Annotated in this window: 13 protein-coding genes and 2 pseudogenes; 4 read left to right on the top strand and 11 right to left on the bottom strand. The window is 63.3% G+C overall.

Annotated features, from left to right (window positions below):
• Nucleotides 1-45: 45 nt before the first annotated feature.
• The 9 genes and pseudogenes from HB777_33440 to HB777_33400 all read right to left on the bottom strand — a co-directional run bounded on the left by HB777_33440 (nt 46) and on the right by HB777_33400 (nt 10,796).
• Complete coding sequence (locus HB777_33440) at nt 46-789, bottom strand: 5'/3'-nucleotidase SurE (protein ID QND68381.1); 744 nt, start codon at nt 787-789, stop codon at nt 46-48.
• Nucleotides 786-1,952 carry an MBL fold metallo-hydrolase gene (locus tag HB777_33435; protein ID QND68992.1) on the bottom strand — a complete coding sequence of 389 codons (1,167 nt, stop codon included), beginning with the start codon at nt 1,950-1,952 and terminating at the stop codon, nt 786-788. The genes HB777_33440 and HB777_33435 overlap by 4 nt, the downstream gene beginning before the upstream one ends.
• Nucleotides 1,952-3,031 carry an ABC transporter ATP-binding protein gene (locus HB777_33430; GenBank protein ID QND68380.1) on the bottom strand — a complete coding sequence of 360 codons (1,080 nt, stop codon included), beginning with the start codon at nt 3,029-3,031 and terminating at the stop codon, nt 1,952-1,954. The genes HB777_33435 and HB777_33430 overlap by 1 nt, the downstream gene beginning before the upstream one ends.
• Nucleotides 3,019-4,722, bottom strand: coding sequence for an iron ABC transporter permease (locus HB777_33425; GenBank protein QND68379.1), 1,704 nt, complete (start codon nt 4,720-4,722; stop codon nt 3,019-3,021). Before HB777_33425 ends, HB777_33430 begins: the two co-directional genes overlap by 13 nt.
• 90 nt (nt 4,723-4,812) lie before the next feature.
• Nucleotides 4,813-5,799 (bottom strand): ABC transporter substrate-binding protein, encoded by a 987-nt coding sequence (locus tag HB777_33420; GenBank protein ID QND68378.1) that lies wholly within the window; start codon nt 5,797-5,799, stop codon nt 4,813-4,815.
• A 266-nt stretch (nt 5,800-6,065) separates the two neighbouring features.
• Nucleotides 6,066-7,435 (bottom strand): annotated as a pseudogene (locus tag HB777_33415) (pyruvate dehydrogenase complex dihydrolipoamide acetyltransferase).
• Nucleotides 7,436-7,438: 3 nt separating this feature from the next.
• Nucleotides 7,439-8,437 (bottom strand): alpha-ketoacid dehydrogenase subunit beta, encoded by a 999-nt coding sequence (locus HB777_33410; protein ID QND68377.1) that lies wholly within the window; start codon nt 8,435-8,437, stop codon nt 7,439-7,441.
• Entirely contained in the window at nt 8,437-9,465 is a 1,029-nt protein-coding gene (locus tag HB777_33405; GenBank protein QND68376.1) for a thiamine pyrophosphate-dependent dehydrogenase E1 component subunit alpha, read from the bottom strand. Before HB777_33405 ends, HB777_33410 begins: the two co-directional genes overlap by 1 nt.
• 2 nt (nt 9,466-9,467) lie before the next feature.
• The gene (locus tag HB777_33400) at nt 9,468-10,796 is read right to left on the bottom strand and encodes a homoserine dehydrogenase (protein QND68375.1); all 1,329 of its coding nucleotides are present in this window, start codon (nt 10,794-10,796) and stop codon (nt 9,468-9,470) included.
• Nucleotides 10,797-11,104: 308 nt separating this feature from the next.
• Between HB777_33400 and HB777_33395 the strand changes: the two genes are divergently transcribed.
• Complete coding sequence (locus HB777_33395) at nt 11,105-12,148, top strand: acyl-CoA transferase (protein QND68374.1); 1,044 nt, start codon at nt 11,105-11,107, stop codon at nt 12,146-12,148.
• 57 nt (nt 12,149-12,205) lie between these two features.
• Here the strand turns inward: HB777_33395 and HB777_33390 are convergent, their stop codons facing one another.
• Together HB777_33390 and HB777_33385 are read right to left on the bottom strand one after the other, a co-directional pair.
• Entirely contained in the window at nt 12,206-12,970 is a 765-nt protein-coding gene (locus HB777_33390; protein QND68373.1) for a phosphodiesterase, read from the bottom strand.
• A 71-nt stretch (nt 12,971-13,041) separates the two neighbouring features.
• Nucleotides 13,042-13,140: pseudogene (locus HB777_33385) on the bottom strand (3-hydroxybutyrate dehydrogenase).
• A gap of 176 nt (nt 13,141-13,316) precedes the next feature.
• On the opposite strand from HB777_33385, the gene HB777_33380 reads away from it, so the two are divergent.
• The 3 genes from HB777_33380 to HB777_33370 all read left to right on the top strand — a co-directional run bounded on the left by HB777_33380 (nt 13,317) and on the right by HB777_33370 (nt 17,361).
• Nucleotides 13,317-14,267 carry a MurR/RpiR family transcriptional regulator gene (locus HB777_33380; GenBank protein ID QND68372.1) on the top strand — a complete coding sequence of 317 codons (951 nt, stop codon included), beginning with the start codon at nt 13,317-13,319 and terminating at the stop codon, nt 14,265-14,267.
• Between the two features lie 46 nt (nt 14,268-14,313).
• A complete protein-coding gene (locus HB777_33375) occupies nt 14,314-15,756 on the top strand; it encodes an amidase (protein ID QND68371.1) in 1,443 nt (480 codons plus the stop codon).
• A gap of 72 nt (nt 15,757-15,828) precedes the next feature.
• Nucleotides 15,829-17,361, top strand: a complete 1,533-nt coding sequence (locus tag HB777_33370; protein QND68370.1) for an ABC transporter substrate-binding protein — start codon at nt 15,829-15,831, stop codon at nt 17,359-17,361.
• The last annotated feature ends 44 nt before the right edge of the window (nt 17,362-17,405 follow it).

The following is a 17,405-nucleotide window of genomic DNA, read 5'->3' as shown; positions in this document are numbered from 1 at the left end:
TTGGCCGCTGACAGCTTGGTGATCTGGATGATCACACGCAGAAGATCAGCCCAGAATCCCGTCCAGAAACCGGTCGTCCAGCCGTGTCTCGCCAAACCAGTTCAGCCGGTTGATGCTGGCGAAGCCGGCATCAATCGCCGCGTTCTCGTCGCCCGGCTGGCTGGCGTGAGTCCGACCGCGCGGGACCGTGATGACAGTGCGATCGCCATCGCTCTTCACGATCTCGGCCGTGCGCGCGATCTTGTCGCGGCCTATGCGCGGCTGGCGGATTTCGGCCGGCAGCGCGGTCGGCAGGTTGACGCTCAGCCAATGACCCTCCGTCGCCCAGTCGGCGCGCGATTGCCACAGGGCCGCGATCAGCGCACCAAGCCATTGGTCATCGCCATCGGTGAAATCAGGATCCTTTACACGCGAAAAGCCGATCGCCGGCACGCCCCAGAAGGTCGCCTCCCGCGCAATCCCGAGCGTGCCCGAATAGGCAAGGTCCTCGGCAACGTTGCGCCCGTCATTGACGCCCGCCAGCACCAGGTCCGGTTTCTCTGCATCGGCAAACAGCCACGTCATCGCGCTCACCACGCAATCGGCCGGCGTGCCGGAGCAAGAGTACCAGTTCGGTTTGACGCGCTGCACCGTCAGCGGCCTGGCGATCGTCAATGAGGATCCGGCAGCGGTGCGCTTGCCATCAGGTGCGACCACCCAGACATCGTCGCTCAACGCACTTGCGGCCTTGGCGAGACGGGCAAGGCCCGGCGCTTCGATGCCGTCGTCGTTGCAGATCAGGATTCTCATCGTTTACTTGCCTCTGGCACCGGGATGCGCTGGCCGGTGCGGCATTGCGTGCGCAGCGACGGAATGTGGTTTTTGAGATCGCCGAGAAGATCCGGCGCGCAGGAGTGACCGAGTGCCGTAGGCCGCCCGGCCTTCTCCCAGATATCGACATTGCCGGACAGCGTCGGATGGGTCGGCATGCGCACCCAGTCCGCCCGGCCGGCCTTGTGCAGCAGATCGCCCGGGGAACCTGACGGCAGATGGCCCGTAAGCAGCACCGGAAAGCCTGCCTGACCGGCGCGCGGCAGCAGCCGTGACGACGGGCCGGCCTCACCCATGCCATCATCGGCAAGCAACGGCATTGACGGCAGGGGATCAGCATCGGTCCAGTCGGATGCGTCTTGCAGGCGGGCAAGCAAGAGCTCTGAAACACCTGGCAACAGGGATGCGGTGGCGCCGATCTGTACCTCCAGCGACGAGCGCATGCTGGCATGGATTGCAAACGGCCCCGGCAAGGCCGCGATCAGCTCCAGCGACCGCCCCGACAGCGGCGTCGGCAAAAGACATCCGTCCGAATGGCTCGCCACCCACCGCGAGATTTCGCGCGCGCGCGCCGTCCCCGGCACCGGATCGGCACCATAGGAAGCATCAAGGACAAGCAGATCGCAGTGCGGGATCGTGTCCATGACGAAGACATTGCTGTCCGGCACCACATCGGCCGAATAGGCGACGCGGCTCTCGCCGTCGTCCACGGCAAACCAGACGCCGCCGACCACATGTCCCGATCGTCCCGTCCGGATCGTGAGGTTGCCGCTCTTCAGCATGTCGCCGGGCTCGAACAATTCGATGCGATCCGATGGAAAAGGAAATCGCCTGAGATCCCCGGGATCGGCATAGCCGGCGAGCGTGGCCGACGCCTCATTGCGGGTCTCTTCGGTCATGAAAATCGGGCCGGTATAGCCGCGCGCCAAAAGCCAGCTCAGCGCGCCGATATGATCCTCATGCGCATGCGAGACGAACAGCGCGTCGATGTCGGCGATCGACCCGTTCAGCGCCGGATAATGGTCCGCGCCCGACGCGCCGACCTTGATGCCGACATCGAGCAAGATGCGATCGTTGCCGCTGCTGACAGCGAGGCTGGTGCGGCCCTTTTCCCCAAAACCGCCGAGCAGATCGAGCATCATCACGATGCTGCCTCCGCCGCCGGGATCAGCCAGCCCGATCGTATCCGCAGACGCGCCTTCGCTCCGCTCTCCAGCACGACCGGGTCGAGCTGTTCGAAATGCAAGGTGAGGTCGGGACTGGTCAAAGGCGTGAATTCGATCCGCGCCGAACCACCCTGATAGATCACCCGCTTGACCAGGCCGTCGAAGCCGGGACCGTCCGGCGACACGTCGAGATCCGCCGACCGGCAGCAGATCTTTGCCCCAGTTCGAGGCCGCTCGCCAACCCGGCAACGGACGACCAGTTCAGCGCCGAGAATCCGGACCTTGCAATGGCCCCTTTCTTCCGCGCTCAACACATCCGCGGGCAGCAAAATGCCCTGCGAAATAAAGGAGGCCACCATTTCATTAGCCGGATCATGATATAGCTCGCGCGGCGTCGCCAGCTGGGCAAGGCGCCCGCCATCCATCACCGCGATCCGATCGGCCAGCGCCATCGCCTCGGCTTGATCATGGGTGATGTAGACGATGGTGGTGCCAGTGCGCTTATGGAAGGACGCGAACTCGTCCTCCATCGAGGCCCGCAGATGCACGTCGAGATTGGCGAGTGGCTCGTCGAACAGCACCAGCGAAGGCGCGGCGACAAGGCAGCGTGCCAGCGCCACGCGCTGGCGCTGGCCGCCGGAAAGATTGGCCGGCCTGCGCTCGCCCAGCCCTTGCAGATTGACCAAAGCGAGTGCGTCTTCAACCTTCTGGCGCGCGACGGCCTTGTCCAGCTTCGCCACCTTCAGCGAATAGCCGATGTTTTCGGCGACCGTCATGTGCGGCCACAGCGCATAATTCTGGAAGACGATACCGACGCGCCGCTTTTCCGGCGCGACGCTGCCGCCCTTGCCCGACACGACCTCGCTGCCGATGCGGATTTCGCCTGACGTCACTTTCTCGAATCCCGCGACCAGCCGCAGCAACGTCGTCTTGCCGCAACCGGAGGGGCCGAGCACTGCCAGGAATTCGCCGTCGGCGACGTCGATCGACACATCCTTGACGGCATCGAAATTGGCGAAGCTCTTGGTCACATTGTCCAGGCTCAATCGCGCCATGGCAGCACTCCGCTGGGAAGGTAGGGGGCAAGCAGGTTGGTCACCAGCATCAGCACGAAGGTGACCGCGACGGTGATGACGGACATCGCCGCCGCGTAGTTGGAATCGCCGCCCTGCTCGAAGGAGAACATGACCACACCGATCGTTTCCGACCCTGACGACCACAGCAGCGCCGAAACGGTGAGCTCGCTGAGCGCCGTCATGAAGATCAGCAGGCCGCCGGCGATCGCCGCTGGTGCCACCAGCGGGAAGATGATGGTGCGCATGCGCGTGAACAGCCCGGCGCCCGCCACTTGCGCCGCCTCCTCCAGCGCCCGATCGATCTGGTGATAGCCGCTGATGGTCGGCCGCAGCGCCAGCACCAGGAAGCGGGCGAGATAAGCGTAGAGGATGATCCAGACGGTGTTGTAGAGCTGGATGCCGGTCAGCGGGATCGGCCGCAGGAACATGAGCAGCGAGGCGATCGCCAGCACCACGCCGGGCAAGGCATAAGGCAGCTCGACCGACAGATTGAGCAGCCGAACCCAGCGCTGCTTGCCCCAGGCGATCAGATAGCCGATCGGCACGGCGACCAGGACCGCGAAGAAGGCCGCCGCGATCGACAGCCAGAAGCTGTTGAAGAAGGCGCGGCTGGCCGCGTCATGCTCGAACAGCACGAAGCGGTAATTGTCGAGCGTCGCCGTATTGGCGGTGAGCGCGATGCCATAGCCCGGCACCAGCGATGTCAGCACCAGCCCGAACAGCGGCAGGATCAGCACCACGACGATCAGCAGCCACATGCCCGCCTGGACGGCGGGCCGCCAACGGCCGAGCTCATAGGGCTCGGCCGCCAGCGAGGTGGAGCTGATGCGATAGTCGCGGCGGCGGCTCATGACCTCCTGGGCGAGGATGCCAGCCATGGCGATGACGCCGATCAGCACCGACAGGAAGGCGGCTTCGCCGAGCACGGCGGGACCGCCGCCGGCCAGCCGTTGATAGATCAAGGTCGGCAGCACGAGATAGTTGGCGGGAATGCCGAGAAAGGCCGGAATGCCGAAATTGCCGACGCAGGACACGAAGGCGAGTGCCGCGGCCGCCATGATCGACGGCGTCATCAAAGGCAGCACGATGGTGACCAGCACGGTGAACCAGCCGGCGCCGCCGGCCCGCGCCGCCTCGACCAGCTCACGCGGCAGCTTGCGCAGCCCAGCGCGCACCAGCAGGAAGACCAGCGGGCCGTACTGCACGCCGAGCAGCAGGATGATGCCCGATGTGGAGTAGAGCGGGTTTTTGGTACCGAGCGGCGGTGCCGCCCCGAACAGTTTCAGGAATGGACTTGCCGGGCCAAACAATTGCAGCCAGGCCAGCGCCGTCACCTGCGGCGCGATCATCAGGGGCATGACGTAACAGAGCACCATGGCGCTGCGAGCGCGGATATCGGTCAGGGTGACGAGGACGGCCACCAGCGTTCCCGACAGCACCGCAAGCAGGGTGCCACCGATGCCGACGACCAGCGTGTGCCAGGTGGCGATCCAGGTCGCCGGGCTGGCGAGACCCGCTTTTATCGCGACGGTCGAGACCGTGCCGCCGGGCGCCACGATCTCCTTGATCAGGCGCAGCATCGGCAGCAGCGAAAGCAGGACGATGACGATGGCCACCGCCGCCGTCAGAGCCATTTCCTGGCCCCGGCTTTCCCTGATCCGTGTTGACATGATTGCTTTTCCTGGGATCGATCGGCCAATGCGATCGGGTTTCGCCCGTCAGGGATGCCGCTGGGACGGCATCCCGCCGGGATTGCCGGCTCAGCCGCCGAACAGTTCCGAGAACTTCGCCTTGTCGGCGTCGGTCGTGGCGACGATTGCCTTGGTGTCGAACGGCATCACCTTGACCTTGACGCCTTCCGGCAGCCATTCGGGGCGGCCAACCGAGGCGCGCGCCGGCAGATAGCCCATGGAAAGCGCCAGCTTCTGGCCGTCATCCGAGAGAATGAAGTCGACGAACTTCTTGGCGCCGTCGACATTCTTGGCCGTCTTCATGATGGCAACCGGTTCGGTCACCGCCGGCACGCCTTCTGAGGGGAACACGAATTCGACCGGCGAGCCCTTCTTCTTGGCGTTCATCGCCATGAAGTCGACGAGGATGCCATAAGGCTTCTCGCCTGATGCCACCGACTTCAGCACGGCACCATTGCCGCGCACGCTGACGGTGTTGTTGGTCTTCAGCTTCTGGAAGAAGTCCCAGCCATAATTGGTATCGCCGACGAAGCCTGAAAGCAGGTAGGCGGCCGCACCCGAATAGAGCGGGCTCGGCATGACCAGGCCATCGGCATAGGCCGGCTTGGCGAGATCGGCCCAATGCTCCGGCTTTTCGGCTGCGGCGGTGTTGTAGACGATGCCGGTGGTGATCAGCTTGCTGCCGAAATAGGTCTTGTCGGCGTCATAGGCATCCGCCTCGATGCCATCGAGCTTGGCCTCGGGATAGGGCAGCAGCCGGTCGTCCTTCTTCAGCAGCTCCATGGAGACCGCGTCGGCGATCAAAAGCACATCGGGCTGCGGGCTGCCGGCGGCAAACTCTGCCGCCAACTTGGTCAGGATGTCGCTGGTTCCGGAGCGATAGATGGTGACGTCGATGCCGGGCTGCGCCTTCTTGAACGCATCCACGGTCTTGGCCGCGTCGGCTTCCGGCTGTGATGTATAGAGCGTCAGCGTTTCGGCGTTTGCCACGCCGGCAAACAAAGTTGCCGCGAGCGCCAGCTGGCTGGCCAGCAGCTTGATGAATTGCGTCTTCATGAGACCTCCTGTCTTGTCTGTGCATGACCGGTCCGGCTCCTGGCCGGCTCCCCGTCTCTTCCTCCCTGCACGGCGCATATGACTGGTGGATGACAGTGCGCGTGTGCGACCCGATCAGGCAGCAGCTTCGCGCGAAATGCTCTCACGGCACAACGATTAAGGCCCGCGGAACGGGCGTTCCACGAGCCTCATGGCCCTCTGGCGGGCTGGCGATCCTTCGATGCAACTGGCCGCCCCACCCGAGGGTTTCGCTACCTCGACAGCGCCTAGACCAACATGCCCATCGGGTTCTCGATCAGGCGCTTGAAGGCGACCAGCAGTTCGGCACCGAGCGCACCGTCGACGGCGCGATGGTCGGTCGACAGCGTCACCGACATCACGGTCGCTATCTTGATCTCGCCATTCTTGACCACCGCCCGCTCCTCGCCGGCACCGACCGCCAGGATCGTCGCGTGCGGCGGGTTGATGACGGCGGCAAAGTCCTTGATGCCGAACATGCCGAGGTTGGACACCGCCGTGGTGCCGCCCTGATACTCTTCCGGCTTCAGCTTGCGGCTGCGCGCCCGGCTGGCCAGATCCTTCATCTCGTTGGAGATGGTGGACAGCGTCTTTTCATCGGCATGCCGAATGATCGGCGTGATCAGGCCACCGGGGATCGACACGGCAACGCCGACATCCGCATGCTTGTGCTTGACCATGGCGGTTTCGGTCCATGAGGCATTGGCATCCGGCACCGCTTTCAGCGCCATCGCCATCGCCTTGATGACCATGTCGTTGACCGACAGCTTGTAGGCCGGTGCTTCGCCCTTGTCGGTCTTCTTCACCGGGGCTGCGGCATTGATCTGCGTGCGCAACGCCAGGAGCGCGTCGAGCTCACAGTCGAGCGTCAGGTAGAAATGCGGAATGGTGGTCTTGGCCTCGACCAGGCGCCGCGCAATGGTCTTGCGCATGTTGTCATGCGGGACGAGGTCGTAGGAGCCAGCTTCGAACAGCTTCAGCACCTGATCGTCCGACATCGCCTTCACGGCTGGTGTAGCAGCAGGAGCAGCAGCGGGTGCTGCCTTGGCGGCTGGCTTGGCACCGCCACCGGCAATCGCCGCGTCGACATCGGCCTTCACCACCCGGCCATGCGGGCCGGTGCCTGCGATGTCGGCAAGGACAAGGCCCGCCTCACGGGCCAAACGTCGGGCCAACGGTGTCGCACGAGCGACCGATGGCGATTGGCCGATCTCCCCCCTTGTGGGGGAGATGCCCGGTAGGGCAGAGGGGGGCGTGACAGAACGAGACGTTGGCGGGGCAGCGCCCCCCTCTGTCGACTTCGTCGACATCTCCCCCACAAGGGGGAGATTGGCGCCTCGTGCTGCTTGGCCGCAGCCACATCGGCCCCATACGCCTCATCGTCCGCATAAATCCACGCAACAGCCGCACCGACCGCGATATCGACACCTTCCTTGCCGGTCACATCGCGCAGCACACCGCTGGCCGGCGCGTCGATCTCCATCGCCGCCTTGTCGGTTTCGATCTCGAACAGCACATCGCCCTTCTTGACGTGCGCGCCTTCCTCGGCAAACCAACGCGAGATCTGTCCGGTCGCCATGTCCATGTCGACCTTGGGAAGAATGACTTCGGTCGGCATGGGCTAGCGGACCCCTTTCACGAGGTCGCGCGCGGCGGTGATGATGTCGGGAATTTGCGGCACCGTCGCTTTCTCGAGTTCCGGATTGTAGGGGATCGGTGTCTCGGCGCCGCCCAGCCGCACGATCGGCGCATCGAGATAGTCGAACGCCTCGCTCTCGGCGATCATGGCGCTGACCTCGGCGCCAATGCCCAGCGTCTTGACCGCTTCGTAGACACACATCAGCCGCGACGTCTTCTTGACGCTGTCGATGACGGTCTGCTTGTCCATCGGCCGGATGGTGCGCAGATCAACGACTTCGACGTCGATGCCTTCGCTCTCCAGCGCCGCCGCGGCGTCGAGCGCCTTCTGCACCATGATAGAGGTGGCGACGATGGTCAGGTCGCGGCCCTCGCGGCGGATATCGGCCTTGCCGATCGGCACGGTGTAATAGCCTTCGGGCACCGGGCCTTTCATCTTGTAGAGCAGCTTGTGCTCGAAGATCATCACCGGATCGGGATCGGCGACCGCCGCCAAAAGCATGCCTTTGGCATCATAGGGCGTCGCCGGCTGGATGACTTTCAGACCCGGCACATGGCCGAGCCAGGCTTCCAGGCTCTGGCTGTGCTGGGCCGCCGCACCGGTGCCGGAACCGGCGGGAAAGCGCATCACCACGGGAACCGAAACCTCGCCGCCCAGCATGAAGCGCATCTTGGCCGCCTGGTTGACGATCTGCTCCATGGCCAGCGTGGCGAAATCGGAGAACTGGAATTCAAAGATCGGCCGCATGCCGGTGAGGGCGGCACCCACCGCGACGCCTGCACCGCCCAACTCCGAAATCGGCGTGTCGATCACCCGCTCGGTGCCGAAACGCTCGACCAGATCGCCGGTCACCTGGAAGGCGCCGCCATAGACGCCGATATCCTCGCCCATCAGGAAGACGCGTTCGTCCATGTCCATGGCGATCGCCATGGCTTCCTGGATCGCCTGGGCGTAGCTCAGTTCACGCACCATCGCGTCCATCACGCCTGCTCCGTATAGACATAATTGCCGGTGTCGCGAACGTCGGGCGACGGGCTCGCCTTGGCGAACTCGATGCCGTCGGCGATCTCTTGCGCCACCGCATCGCGAATGGCCTCGATGCCCTTGTTGTCGATGAAGCCGAATTCCCTGAGCTCGCTTTCGAACAGGGTGATCGGATCGCGATTCGACATCCAGTCCTCGATCTCCTCCTTGGTGCGATAACGGTTGCGGTCGCTCTTGGAATGGCCGCGATGGCGATAGGTCTTGGACTCGATCAGCGTCGGCCCCTCGCCCGCGCGGGCCCGGGCGACAGCCTGATGCGACGCCTCGGCAACCTCGGAGAAGATGTTGCCGTTGACGATGACGCCCGGCATCGAATAGGCGGCGGCGCGTTCGGCGATGTTCTTGACGGCGGTCGAGCGGGCCGTCGATGTCGACATGCCGTAGCCGTTGTTCTCGCAGACGAAAATGACAGGCAGCTTCCAGATCGCCGCCATGTTCAGCGCCTCATGGAAGGCGCCTTCATTGTTGGCGCCGTCGCCGAAGAACGAGACCACGACCTTGCCGGTCTTCATCATCTTGGAAGAGAGCCCCGCCCCGACGGCGATCGGGATGCCGCCGGCGACGATGCCATTGGCGCCGAGATTGCCCTTGCCGACATCGGCGATGTGCATCGAGCCGCCACGGCCCTTGCAATAGCCGGTGGTCTTGCCGAAGAACTCGGCGAACATGCGCTTGACCTCGGCGCCCTTGGCGATGCAGTGGCCATGACCGCGATGCGTCGAGGTGATCTGGTCATCCTCGGCAAGCGGCATGCAGATGCCCATGGCGCTGGCTTCCTGGCCGATCGACAAATGCATGGTGCCGTGGATGAGGCCGCGCGTGTAGCACTCCTCCGCGCCCTCTTCGAAGCGGCGGATGAGGTACATCTTGTAGAGCACCTCCCTGAGCTGCTCGGCGCTGTACTGGCGGTAGACGAAGGGCAGATTGGCGCGACTATCAGTGACGGCTTTGCTGGCTCCGGCCATGATCACGCTCCCACGGACCCGTAGACGAGCTTGTCCTGGCGGGCGCGCAGTTCGGCGATCTTGGAGCCCGCTGCGGGCGCGGCATTCGCATAGGTGATGAGCTCGCCCTTCTTGATCGGCGCGGTGACCGAGCCGCCCTGCAGCAGGCCGCAGGGAATGGCCTTGGCGGCGCGCGCCTCCGGCGTCGTCATGATCCAGGCGCGGTAGCAATATTCGCCGATCGCATCGAGCTTCTCGCCCGGCTTCATGTCCTTCTTGGCCACCGCGGCGACCTCGGCCACGGGCTTCGCCAGCGGCACCATGTCGGCCTTGCCGTAGAGCACGACGCGGGCGCAGGTCAGCGGCACTTCGAGCGAGGTCAGGTGATAGGGACGGTGGAAGGTGAAGTACGGGCCTTTGCCCATCTTCAGATCTTCCATGCGCTCGGAGATGCGCGGATGCGACATGTCGGCGACGACGAAGACGCCGGGCGCGACACCCTTTCCGATCGAATAGTCGACGACGCCGACCTTCGACAGCACGCCGCCATCCTTCTGCGGCACCAGCACCTTGGACAATTCGCCGAGCGTCGCGGCCGGGCCGTGCATGCCGGCCTTGTCGGGAACCAGCCCGGTGGCATTGGCGATCGCCGCCATCTCGACCATGGTCTTGGAGCCGTCGACGAACTCGACCAGCATGCGCACATTCATGTGCCGGCGCTTGGCTTCCTCCTCATAGTCGGGGGGAATGGCGTCGATATTGAGTGGATTGTTCTTGCCCTTGCCGGCGGCAACGATCGGGTGACCCATGGCCGAGACGAATTCGATCAGCTCCATGCAGGAAGACGGCTCGTCGCCGGCGCCCAGCGAATAGGTGACGCCGAGCCGGTCGGCCTCGCTTTTCAGATAGGCGCCGATGGTGACGTCGGCCTCGACATTCATCATCACCAGATGCTTGCCATGTTCCATGGCGCGCAGCCCGATCTCGGCGCCGACGGCGGGAACACCGGTGGCGTCGATGACGACGTCGATCAGATCATTGTTGATGACCAGGCTGGCATCATTGGTGACCGCCACCTTGCCAGCCTCCATCGCCGCCGTCATCGCCGACGCGTTCGAGACTTCGCGCGCATGCCCGGTCTCCTGGAACGCGATATCGACCGCCTTGCTGGCCGCGGGCAGGTTCAGTTCGGAAATGGCGCCGATCTCGATGCCCGACATATGGGCGACGCGGGTGACGATGTCGGTTCCCATCTCGCCGGAGCCGATCAGGCCGATGCGGATAGGCTTGCCCGACTTGGCGCGTTCCTCGAGATCGCGGGCAAGACCCGTCAACGAAACATTGGAAGCCATACCGCTTATTCCTCCCACATTGCAGGCTTGTTCAATTGCTTGACGGGTATTGAACATCTGTATTTCTGTCAAGACTAATGTCCAAATCCGTGTGCATTTAGGGCACTTTCCCTGCAGCCCTGGCGGGGGCGAAAAAGCGCTGGGCAAAGCCTGATGTCGCGCAGTCAAGCGGTTCACCGCAGGCCCCGATGACGCCCATAAAAGTCAGGCGATTCGACGCCGCTTCTTCCGGCACAAGGCAGCCGGGGTTGTTCGCTGGACTGTCAGTGCGTAAAAGGCGCATAGAGGCATCGGTTAGGGGCTTTCCGATGAACGTTCAACAATGGGTGCGGCCCGCCGCGCTGCCGGGCGATGGCCCGGCGCACGCGATCGCCGGCATCTTCGCCGCGGAACTGCAGATACCGACGGTTCAGCTCGACGACAACTTCTTCGATCTCGGCGGCGACTCGCTGACGGCCGAGACTTTGGTACTGGCCGTGCAGAAGCGGTTCGGCGTCAAGTTGCAGACCTCTGTCCTGCTGGGGGCGCAGACACCGCGTGAGTTCGGCCGGCTGATCGGATCGCTGGTGCCGGTCCATCCTGCCCGTCAGCTGATCGTGCCGGTTTCGGGCAATGTCGGCCATGAGCCGATCGCCATGATCCATGGCATTTCCGGCTCGGCCCTGTTCGCCAATCGCTTCGGCAAGCGACTGAAGCAGAAATACGCCGTCATGGCCGTGCGCGGCATGGGGCTCGAGCCCGGCGAGACACCCTATTCCAGCATGGCCGAATTCAGCTCCAACTACTTTGAAGCACTCACTTCGGTGACCGGCCAGCATCCCGACATCATCGGCGGCATATGCGCAGGTGGCCTGCTGGCGATCGAGGTCGGCCGGCTGAGCCATGAAGCGACCGGCAAGCGGCCGGCGCTCGTGCTCATCGATCCGCCCTCGCCCGGCTCGGCCTGGCTGAAACCGATGCCGGACGATCGGATCACCGAGAGCAGGCGTCGCCAGATCGCCCGCAAGATGATCTACTGGCGCCTGTTGCGCGACGGGCTGAGCGCCGTGGGTCTTGGACAGACACGCCTTGGGCGACACCTGCGCAAGAAGGCGTTCAAGAGCGCGCTGTTGCAGGCAGCGGCCGGATTCGTGCCCTCGTCCTATCCCTGCGATATCCTCATTCTCGCCAGTTCCGAATGGGGTGCCACGACAGTGACGCAATACAAGGGCTGGGCATCCGACATGGCCACCATGAAAACGGTCGTCATGCCGGGCGCGCATGAGAAGTTCCGTGCGGCCAACATGGATGCGATCGACGCTGAGATCATCGCTTTCCTCGCCGCAAGAGACACGGCAGCCTCCAGCCAATAGCGTCACTCGAAGTCGCGTCCACCGCATCGGAGAAGCTGGTGCCGTGGGTGACGGGTGTTATTGCGCCGCGCCGGTGGGAAAATCGTGGAAGTGGACGACCACCCCGTCCGCATCGATCAGGATCACGGCATAGGCGGGAGGTTCGTGGCCAAGGCTCCAGCTGTTCGAAAAATCGAGCGCGGTCTGATGGTTGGTGCTGCGCAGCGTGCTCACCGGAATGCCGCGCCAGCTGCCGGCGATCAGCCGATGGACGTGTCCGGCGAAGATATGACGGACATTGCCGTGGCGCAGCAGCACATCGTGCAACGCATCGGCGTCGGCGAGCATGACCCGGTCAAGCACGGGGATGTGAATCCGGAACGGCGGATGGTGCATGAACAGGAAGACCGGCCTGTCGCGCACTTCCTGTAACCTTTCGTCGAGCCAGTCGAGGCGCGCCTCGCACAGCCTGCCCTCGACATGGCCGCTGTCCAGCGTGTCGAGCAGGATCAGACGGCCCTCACCACTGTCGACGACGCTCTGGACGAAACCGTTTTCCGCAACCACTTCCGGGAACATCTCGAGAAACAGCGCCCGGTCGTCATGGTTGCCGAGCATCAGCCGGCAGGGCGGAACGAACCTTGCCAGCGTCTCCCGCAGCGCCGCATAGGCGGCGCGCTCGCCGTCATTGGTCAGGTCGCCGGAAATCACCACCAGTTCGGCATCGGCGTGATTGCTGCCGATGTCGGCAAGGCAGGCTTCCAGCCGGGAGAGCGGATCGGAGCCGTACAGAAGACCACCCGGTGTCATCAGATGCGGATCAGAGACCTGGATGATTTTCATGAACCTGACCGCAGTACTTCATGCCGGCGCCCGGCGGCGCCAGCCGGAAAATGAAATGTTGAGACCACCCTCTAACGTGCGGTCCAGCCGCCGTCCATCGGCAAGGTCGTACCGCTGATCTGCTTGGCTGAATCCGAACACAGGAACGGCGCCAGCGCCGCAAGCTCGTCTCAATTTGGCCGATTGTGAAATAAAAATACCGAAATACAAAACTGTAAAATTTATCTTTCACAACGTGTTTTCGCGTGCTAGCGTCGCTTCCGTAAGCTGGAAATGAAATGCGCTTCTTTGGGCGGCATTTCCCGGCCTGACCGAAAATGAACCTGTCGTTGGGACGCTGCAGCCGATGAAGACGAAGGCGCCTAGCAAGAAGGCTGTGTCTGGTGAGAATGAGGTGGCCAGTGCGCTGGAAGCCAGGTTGCGTGAGGGGTGGCTGGATTTCGCCCGGACCGAGCAAGCAATCGCGCGATACCTGCTCGCCAACCTCCATGACATCCCCTTTGAAACTGGCGCCACCATTGCCGCCGGCGCTGGTGTGAGCGAGGCAAGTGTTACCCGTTTCGTGCGGCGTCTCGGCTACACCGACCTCAAGGAAATGAAGCGTGGCCTGCGCTCCGCGCCGAAAGTCACAAGCCCGGGCCTGGATAGTGCCGAATTGCGTTTTCGCATCGGCGGCGAGAAGCAGGAGCGGTTGGCTCGCAGCCTGGAGATGGAGCAGCAGGCCTTGGCCGCGGCCTATGGCCTTGCCCAGGGCGAAATGTGGTCCGAAATCGTTCATCTGCTCAGCAGCTGCGACCGCGTGAACTGCGTGAGCTTTCAGGCGGTGAAGGGACTGGGGCTCGATTTCGCGACGCGTCTGCGCTGGGTGCGCAGCGGTGTTCGCTTTGCCGAAGGTTTGGGCGGCACGTTCTCGGAAATCCTCACCGACGGCGGCGAAAATTCATGCGTCCTGCTGATCGACACCGCGGAATACGCCGCGATGAGCTTCCGGCTTTGCGCTCAAATCAAGCGACGCAATATTCCGCTGATCATTGTTACCGATAAATACAGTCATTGGGCATCCGAATACACAAAGCTAGCGCTCGAAGTATCGACGCGCGTCGACCTGTACTGGGATTCGACGGCCGCGATTAGTTCGGTGCTGAACCTGCTGACGCATTCCGTTGCTGAGAAACTCGGCAAACCGGCCGAGACACGGATGAATGAGCTGGAAGATATCGCCGGGATCCTGCGGACCTTCCACAAACCGCCACGGCGCGTAGCGCGGCATATCAAAGAGGAAGAAGGCGAAGAATGACGATGCATCACCCGTTGCTGAAACCGTGGACGGTCAGGGCAAGCGCATGAAGCTGACGGAATACGCCGCCCATGACGGCCTTGGTCTGGCCGAGCTTCTGCGCAAGCGGGAGGTTACGCCGCGCGAACTGGGAAATTGCATCCTTTCGGGGATCGCCGAGGTCAATCCACAGCTCAATGCCGTGATCGAAACCTATGCCGATGCGATCGAAGCCCTTGGCGATGGTCCAGGGCCGGCACCTTTCCATGGCATGCCGACATTGACCAAGGATTTCCCCATCGAAGCCGGCCGGCCGGGAGAGTTCGGCAGCGTTTTCGCCAAGGGCTTCACCTCGGGCGGCGATCACGCCTTCTGGGTGAAAATGCGATCCGGCGGCCTTGCCAATGTCGGGCGTACCACCACGTCGGAATTCGGCATCGCGGCGGCAACCGAATCCTCGCTCTACGGTGCGACGCGCAACCCCTGGGATACCAGCAGGGGTGTTTCGGGATCGAGCGGCGGCGCGGCCGCCGCCGTTGCCGCCGGCATCGTTCCCTTCGCGCAAGGCGCCGATGGCGGTGGTTCCATTCGCACACCCGCCTCCTTTTGCGGTGTCGTCGGCCTGAAGCCGTCCCGTGGCCGGATCAGCGGCGCGCCGGAATCGAATGCGCCAATGCTGGGTCTCGCCATTTCCTTCATGCTGACACGCTCGATCCGCGACACGGCGGCTTTGCTTGATCTGGGGTCTGGCGCGCTTCCCGGCGACAGCTATGAGATCGTCCATCCAACCACCAGCTATGCCCAGGCGATCAAGACGCCACCCAAGGCTTTGCGCGTTGCCCTGTGCACAACGTCCTGGTCCGGCCATCCGCTCGACGCCGAGGTGAAGGCGACGGTCCTCGACGTGGGCAAGAGGCTGGAGCAACTGGGCCACAAGGTCGTCGAAGCCAGTCCCGTGTTCGACTATGAGCGCTATCTGGCGGCACAGAAAGTGATCTGGGCAGCCTCTACGGCGCAGTCGCTCGACGAGTTGGCGGGCCTGCTGCGGCGGCCGGTCGAAGAGGCCTGCCTGCAGCAGACGACACTTGCCGTCTATCGCCATGGCCGAACGCTTGATGCGGCGAGCTTGATCGCGGCTCTCGCTGTTTATGACCAGATCACGCGGACAGTCGGCGAATTCCTGGCCGTCCATGACGTGCTGGTGACGCCGACTTGTCCGATCTCGCCGGAGCTGCTCGGTACGCACAACCCGGATCGTGCTGGCCGCGACATCGATACGGTGTTCGCGGATCTGGCGCCGAAGGAAACGTTCAGCGCGCTCTTCAACGGCACCGGATCGCCAGCGATATCCCTGCCGCTCGGCTGGACGCAAAACGGCCTGCCGATCGGAGTGCAGTTTGTCGCCGCATTCGGGCGCGACGACCTGCTGCTGCGGTTGGGTGCGGTACTCGAGGCCGAATACGCCTGGCACGAACGTAAGCCACCCATCCACATCACCAAGACTGTTTGAACGAACAAAGACTGCTTGAACCAACAAGCATGGACTGCCCGGGAACATCATCAACGCAAATGGGAGATTGTCATGGACCGCAGAGTATTCCTCAAGAGCGCGGCGTTTGCCGGCTTCAGCATCGCGACATTGCCGGCGACATTGCTTCGAGCCAATGCCGATGGCAGCAAGATTCTGCGCATGGGCTATGGGTCTGAAGTTCTCACCCTGGACCCGATCAAGACCACTTATGGAGCCGACATCCTCATTCAGGGCATGATGTATGCGCGCCTGCTGCATGCCAATCCCGATCGCACCGAAGTCGGCCCGGGTCTCGCCGAGAGCTGGGACATCGCGGATGACGGCAAGACCTACACCTTCCACCTGCGCGAGGCCAAATTTTCCGATGGGTCGCCGATCACGGCCGAGGATGTAGCGTTCAGCTGGAACCGCATGCGCTTCCAGAAGGACTCCGCCTATGCAGCGCCGTTCCAGCCCCTGACCAGGATCGAGGCAAAAGATGCCAAGACAGTGGTGATGACGCTCGATCGCAAATTCACGCCCTTCCTGACGCTGACCGAAATCTGGAACACCGGCATTGTGCCGAAGGCAGCGGTCGAGAAGATGGGAGACGACGCTTTCGCCAAGGCACCGGTCACGTCAGGGCCATTCAAATTCGTCGAATTGAAGCCGGGGGACCGCGTGGTCCTTGGTCGCAACGAGCACTATTACCGCGAAGGCGAGCCTAAGATCGACGGCGTCGAATTCCGCTATGTCCCGGACGACAACACCAGGGTCTCGATGTTGCAGGCGGGCGAGCTCGACGTCTGCCTCGGAGTTCCAGCCCCGCGTATGGCCGAATTGAAGGCCGCCGGCTTCCGGGCCGACCCTGAACCTTCAAGCACCACCTACGACATGCTGATCAACCATTCGGCAGAACCCTTCAACGACCTCAAATTCTGCCAGGCTGTCAGTTATGGCATCGACCGCACGGCGATCAACGCCGCAGTGACGCTGGGTCTCGGCACGCCGGCCAGTTCCGTCATGAGCCCGACGCTCGATTACTTCGACAAATCGCTGCCGGTCATTGCCCGGGACGTCGAAAAGGCCAAGGCCCTGCTGGCCGAATCCGGCAAGACCGGAGCCAGTTTCGAACTCATCCAGAATGCCGGCAGTGCCGACGAGGAAAAGGCGGCCGTGCTGATCCAGGCGCAACTGGCGGAGGTCGGCATCACCGTCAACATTGCCAAGATCGATTCGACCCAGGCATGGACCCGCCTCGCCGACGGCGAATATCAGGCGGAAATGAACTGGTGGTACAACGAGACGCGAGATCCCGACAACGCACTACGCTGGTGCGTCTGGGGTGCGGGCGACAACAAGTCCTATTACACCCGCTACAACAACGAAACGGTCAACAAGCTGATCGATGAAGCCTCGGGTGAGGCGGACAATGCCAAACGGGCCAAGCTCTATGCCCAGATCCAGAAGATCGTGGTCGATGAAGTGGCGCAGGTGGCGCTCTATCACCCGACATGGCTCAACGCCTACGCTCCGAGCGTGAAAGGACTGGTCCTGAACGTCGGCCTGCAGTTCTCGTCCATCGGCGGGGCAAGCCTGGATTAATCGGCAGAGACGCGGGGCGGGACGAGACAGTTCGTCCATGCCTC

The sequence above is a fragment of the Mesorhizobium loti genome (genome assembly GCA_014189435.1).
GTDB classification, from domain to species: domain Bacteria; phylum Pseudomonadota; class Alphaproteobacteria; order Rhizobiales; family Rhizobiaceae; genus Mesorhizobium; species Mesorhizobium loti_G.
This window is presented reverse-complemented; position numbering and strand designations above follow the sequence as displayed.